This window comes from Humibacter sp. (assembly GCF_051954055.1).
In the GTDB taxonomy this organism is placed as follows: domain Bacteria; phylum Actinomycetota; class Actinomycetes; order Actinomycetales; family Microbacteriaceae; genus Humibacter.
Window position 1 is genome coordinate 1 of the sequence record NZ_JBQCIE010000070.1, and the last position, 4,143, is coordinate 4,143.

General features: G+C 68.8%; 3 protein-coding genes and 1 pseudogene. 1 reads left to right on the top strand and 3 read right to left on the bottom strand.

Annotation, left to right across the window (positions count from 1 at the left end; genetic code table 11):
* From ACTHNC_RS08205 to ACTHNC_RS08215, 3 genes and pseudogenes are all read right to left on the bottom strand, one after another.
* Positions 1-324: pseudogene (locus ACTHNC_RS08205) on the bottom strand (sugar ABC transporter permease); the annotation flags it as partial.
* A gap of 95 nt (positions 325-419) precedes the next feature.
* The gene (locus ACTHNC_RS08210; RefSeq protein WP_440294110.1) at positions 420-1,718 is read right to left on the bottom strand and encodes an ABC transporter substrate-binding protein; all 1,299 of its coding nucleotides are present in this window, start codon (positions 1,716-1,718) and stop codon (positions 420-422) included.
* A gap of 193 nt (positions 1,719-1,911) precedes the next feature.
* A complete protein-coding gene (locus ACTHNC_RS08215; protein ID WP_440294111.1) occupies positions 1,912-2,589 on the bottom strand; it encodes a GntR family transcriptional regulator in 678 nt (225 codons plus the stop codon).
* A 172-nt stretch (positions 2,590-2,761) separates the two neighbouring features.
* On the opposite strand from ACTHNC_RS08215, the gene ACTHNC_RS08220 reads away from it, so the two are divergent.
* Complete coding sequence (locus tag ACTHNC_RS08220) at positions 2,762-4,036, top strand: MFS transporter (RefSeq protein ID WP_440294112.1); 1,275 nt, start codon at positions 2,762-2,764, stop codon at positions 4,034-4,036.
* The last annotated feature ends 107 nt before the right edge of the window (positions 4,037-4,143 follow it).

The following is a 4,143-nucleotide window of genomic DNA, read 5'->3' on the forward strand; positions in this document are numbered from 1 at the left end:
GTGGAAGGCGCGGTTCATGATGATCGCCATCCACAGTCCGAACAGGGTCTCCAACACCACGGTGACCACCGTGAAGAAGAAGGTGATGCCGACCGCGTTCCAGAACTGGGCGCCGAGGCTGCCGGGCGGGCACGCGATCGCGCCCGTCGCCGACGAGCACTGCTGCAGCAGCCAGTGCGTGTAGTTCGTGAAGCCGGCGAACCCGCCCTGCACGAACATGCCGGTGGCGGAGTCGAGGCCGGCATCCTTCTGGAACGACATCACGACGGCGCTGACGATCGGGTACCCGATCACCACCGCCAGCAGGATCATGGTGGGCAGCAGGAGCCAGACCGCCCACCTGGCCTGCCCGCGCTTGTGCTGCCGCTGGGGGCGCGGCGCACGGACCGCGCCCCCAACGACCGTCTGGGTCGACACTGCTAGCTGCCCGAACCGGCCGTCTTGATGGCGGCGGACATGTCGCTCACGGCCTGGTCGACCGACTTGTCACCCTTCAACGCCGCGTAGGAGTTGTCTTGGATGGCCTTGGTCACGGCCGGATAGAACGGCGTCACGGGGCGCGGCACGGCGCTCTCGATCGACTTCTTCAGCGTGCTGAGGTACGGGAACTGCTGGTTGAGCTCGTTGCTGTCGTACAGCGAGGCGAGCACCGGTGCCAGCGAGCCCTGCGTCATGAAGAACTTCTGGGTCTCCTCGCTCTGCAGGAACTCGACGAAGTCGTGCGCCGTCTGCTTGTGCTTCGAGTACACGCTGATCGCAGCGTTGTGACCGCCCAGGCTGGATGCGCCCGGCTTGCCGTCCCCGTTGCCCGGCAGCGGCGCGACGGCGAACTTGTCCTTCACCACGCTGGATCCGTCGGTCTTGGCCAGGTTGTACACATACGGCCAGTTGCGCAGGAACAGCAGCTTGCCGGACTCGAACGCCTGGCGGCCCTGCTCCTCCTGGTACGTGATCGCCTCGGCCGGGATGTTGCCGTTCTTGAAGGCGTCGACCAGCTGCTGCAGGCCCTTCTTCGCCTCGGCGGAGTCGACGGTCGGCGTCTTGCCGTCCTTGCCGACGATCGTGCCGCCCGCGGTGTTGATCGCCTCTGCCGAGTTCACCGTGAGCCCCTCGTACTGGGCGAACTGGCCGGCGTAGCAGCCGATGCCGGCCTGCTTGGCGATGTCGCAGTCCTTCATCATGTCGTCCCACGAGGTCGGGGGAGTCTTCACGAGGTCGCTGCGGTAGTACAGAAGGCCGCCGTCACTGGTCTGCGGGGCGGCGTACAGCGTGTTGTTGTAGGTGCCGGTCGCCACGGTCGGCTTGAACAGCTTCGACGTGTCGATCGCCATCTTGCCGGTCAGTGGCTGCAGCCATCCCTTGGCGGCGAACTCGGCCGTCCACACGACGTCCACGTCGACGACGTCGTAGTTGGCGTTCTTGGCCTGGAAGTTCTGCACCAGGTCGTCGTGCTGCTGGTCGGCCTTGTCGGACTGCTCCTTGAAGGTGACCTTCTCGTCGGGGTGCGCCTTGTTCCACTTGTCGAGCAGCGGACGGATGACGTTGCTGTTGTCCTTGCCCTGCACGTAGGTGATCGGGCCCTTGCCATCGAGGTTCTCCTGCGCGGGGCCGGAACCGCTCCCGCCGCCTCCCCCCGAGCATCCGGCCAGGACCATGCCGAGTACGGCGACGCCGGCGACCCCCGCCAGACGCAGGGACGTTTTACGCGCTCTTGTCATGTCCACTCCTCTTCGAGCGTGTGCTGTGGTGTGCTGTGCGGCCGGTGCTCGTGGCACCGAGCCGTGTCATAGGCACCTTAGACCTGAGAGGACGTAAATGTAAGCGTTTGCGTCAAGCGCTTGCAGCCTGTGCTCGCACGAGCACGCGCTCCGCTTGCGCCGAGAGTGCGTTGTTTCCCGCGAGGATGGCTTCCTACTCGCCGACGATGCGCAGGCCCCGGGCGCCGAAGGCCCGGCGGTCGGAACGGATGGACGCGAGCAGCCGGTCGAGGTTCGCCTGCGTGTGGTGCGCGATCGCGGAGGCGGCGGCATCCGCGTCACGGTGCGCGATCGCATCCACGATGCTGGCGTGCTCCTCCCAGGCGGCGGCGCGCCCCTCCTCTGTGCGCATCTCGAGCCATCGTGCGCGTGCCATGCGTGTGACGGTGTCGGCCACCGCTTGGGCGATGAACGCGTTGCCGCTGAGCGCGGCCAGTCCCTCGTGAAAGTCCGATCCGCGCCGCATGCCGGCGTGCTCATCGTCGGGCTCGGTGCTCTGCGCCGTCACCGACTCGGCGAAGCGCGCTAGCTCCGCGTCGGATGCGCGTTCGCACGCGAGCCGAGCGCCTGCTGCCTCGACGGCCTCCCGATACTCGGAGAGCGCGGTGACCTCGTCGAGATCGATGGGTGTCGCCAGCCACGCGCGGCCATCGCGAGCCACGAGCCCCTCGTTCTGCAGCCGCATCAGCGCGGCGCGCACGGGGGTGCGGGATGCCCCGAACTCCGCCTCGAGGCCCCGCTCGCTCAGTCGCGCTCCCGGCACGATGTCGAGCGACAGGATGGCCTGCCGAACCTGGTCGTAGACCTGATCGGTCTGTGAGGCCCCTTGCATCCCTCCAGTATGGGCAACGCGAGGAGTCCTGGGCACTGCTTGCGGTCGCATTGGTATACCACTATGGTATCCCGTAACGAGCACGAGTCACGGTCGAACGAGCCCGCGGCCGCGCTCTTCGGAGACCGGCACGGTGTCCGAAGGCGTGGCCGGACGGTAAGGAGAAGGCCTCATGGCGCCGAGACGACCAGCACACCCCGCCTCGATGCCCCGAACGGGATCGCTTCGGCCGTGGCTCATGCTCGCAACGGCGGTGCTGGCTCAGGCGGCAGGCACCGTGTTCCAGTCGGCGCCGGCGTTCCTCATCCCCCTGCTGCACACGCAGCGCGGCGTTCCGCTCGCGCAGGCCGGGCTGCTGGCCTCCGCGCCGACGCTGGGCCTGGTCATCACGCTCGTCGCGTGGGGCGCTCTCACCGACCGGGTCGGGGAGCGCTGGGTGATCGCAGGCGGCATGGCGCTGACCGCGCTCGCGGCGATCGGTGCGATGACGGCGTCGGGGTACCTGGGGCTGGGCGGATTCCTGCTGCTCGGCGGCGCGGCATCCGCGAGCACGAATGCGGCGAGCGGCCGCGTCGTGGTCGGCTGGTTCCGGAAGGAGCAGCGCGGGTTGGCGATGGGCATCAGGCAGATGTGCCAGCCCTTGGGTGTCGCGGTCGCAGCGATCGCGGTGCCGCCGCTGGCGGCATCCGGCGGTGTCTCGGCGGCCATGGTGCTGCCGCTCGTGCTGACCGCCTCGCTCGCCGTGCTCAGTGCGGTCGTGATCGTCGATCCGCCGCGTCCGAAGCGATCGGGAGCGGATGCCGGTGGCCGGCCCGCGAACCCGTACCGCAGGTCGGCGACGCTGGTGCGCATCCACCTCGCGTCGGCGCTGCTCGTGGTTCCGCAGTTCACGGTGTCGATCTTCGGGCTCGTGTGGCTGACCGCTGACCGGGGGATGACCGCGACGGCGGCCGGCATCGTGGTGGGCGTCTCGCAGTTCGTCGGCGCGCTAGGACGTGTCGCGATCGGCGTGCTGTCCGACAGGGTGGGCAGCAGGCTGCGGCCGCTGCGCTGGGTGGCCTGGACGGCAGCTGCCGTCATGGTCGTGCTGGCGGCGAGCGAGCTTGCACCCGCGTGGGCCGGAGCCGCCGCGCTCATCGTGGCCGCGACGATCACGGTCGCCGACAACGGCCTGGCCTACACGGCGGTGGCCGAGCTTGCCGGGCCGTTCTGGTCGGGGCGGGCGCTCGGCACGCAGAACACCGGCCAGTTCCTGGCCGCCTCGATCGTGGGGCCGGCCGTCGGCGGCCTGATCACGCTGGTCGGGTATCCGTTCGCGTTCGCGATGGTAGCGCTGGCGCCGGTCGCCGCCGTACCGCTTGTTCCGCGGGAAGGGGAAGAGCCCCACCATTCAGGTCGCAGTTTTCGTCGCCAAAAGCGTGAGTATGCGACAGAAACTGCGACCTGAGCGGAGGGCTCCGGCACACTAACGGGTCAGAGCGGCGCCACCCAGACCGCGCGGGCAGCGACGTCGCCCACCGTGATCGGCTCGCCGTCATCGACCGAGACCACCAC

What these genes read in the sequence shown, in the direction of transcription:
- ACTHNC_RS08220 (WP_440294112.1), top strand. Translation starts at nt 2,762, where the DNA reads ATGGCGCCGAGACGACCAGCACACCCCGCCTCGATGCCCCGAACGGGA.
- ACTHNC_RS08215 (WP_440294111.1), bottom strand. Translation starts at nt 2,589, where the DNA reads ATGCAAGGGGCCTCACAGACCGATCAGGTCTACGACCAGGTTCGGCAG.
- ACTHNC_RS08210 (WP_440294110.1), bottom strand. Translation starts at nt 1,718, where the DNA reads ATGACAAGAGCGCGTAAAACGTCCCTGCGTCTGGCGGGGGTCGCCGGC.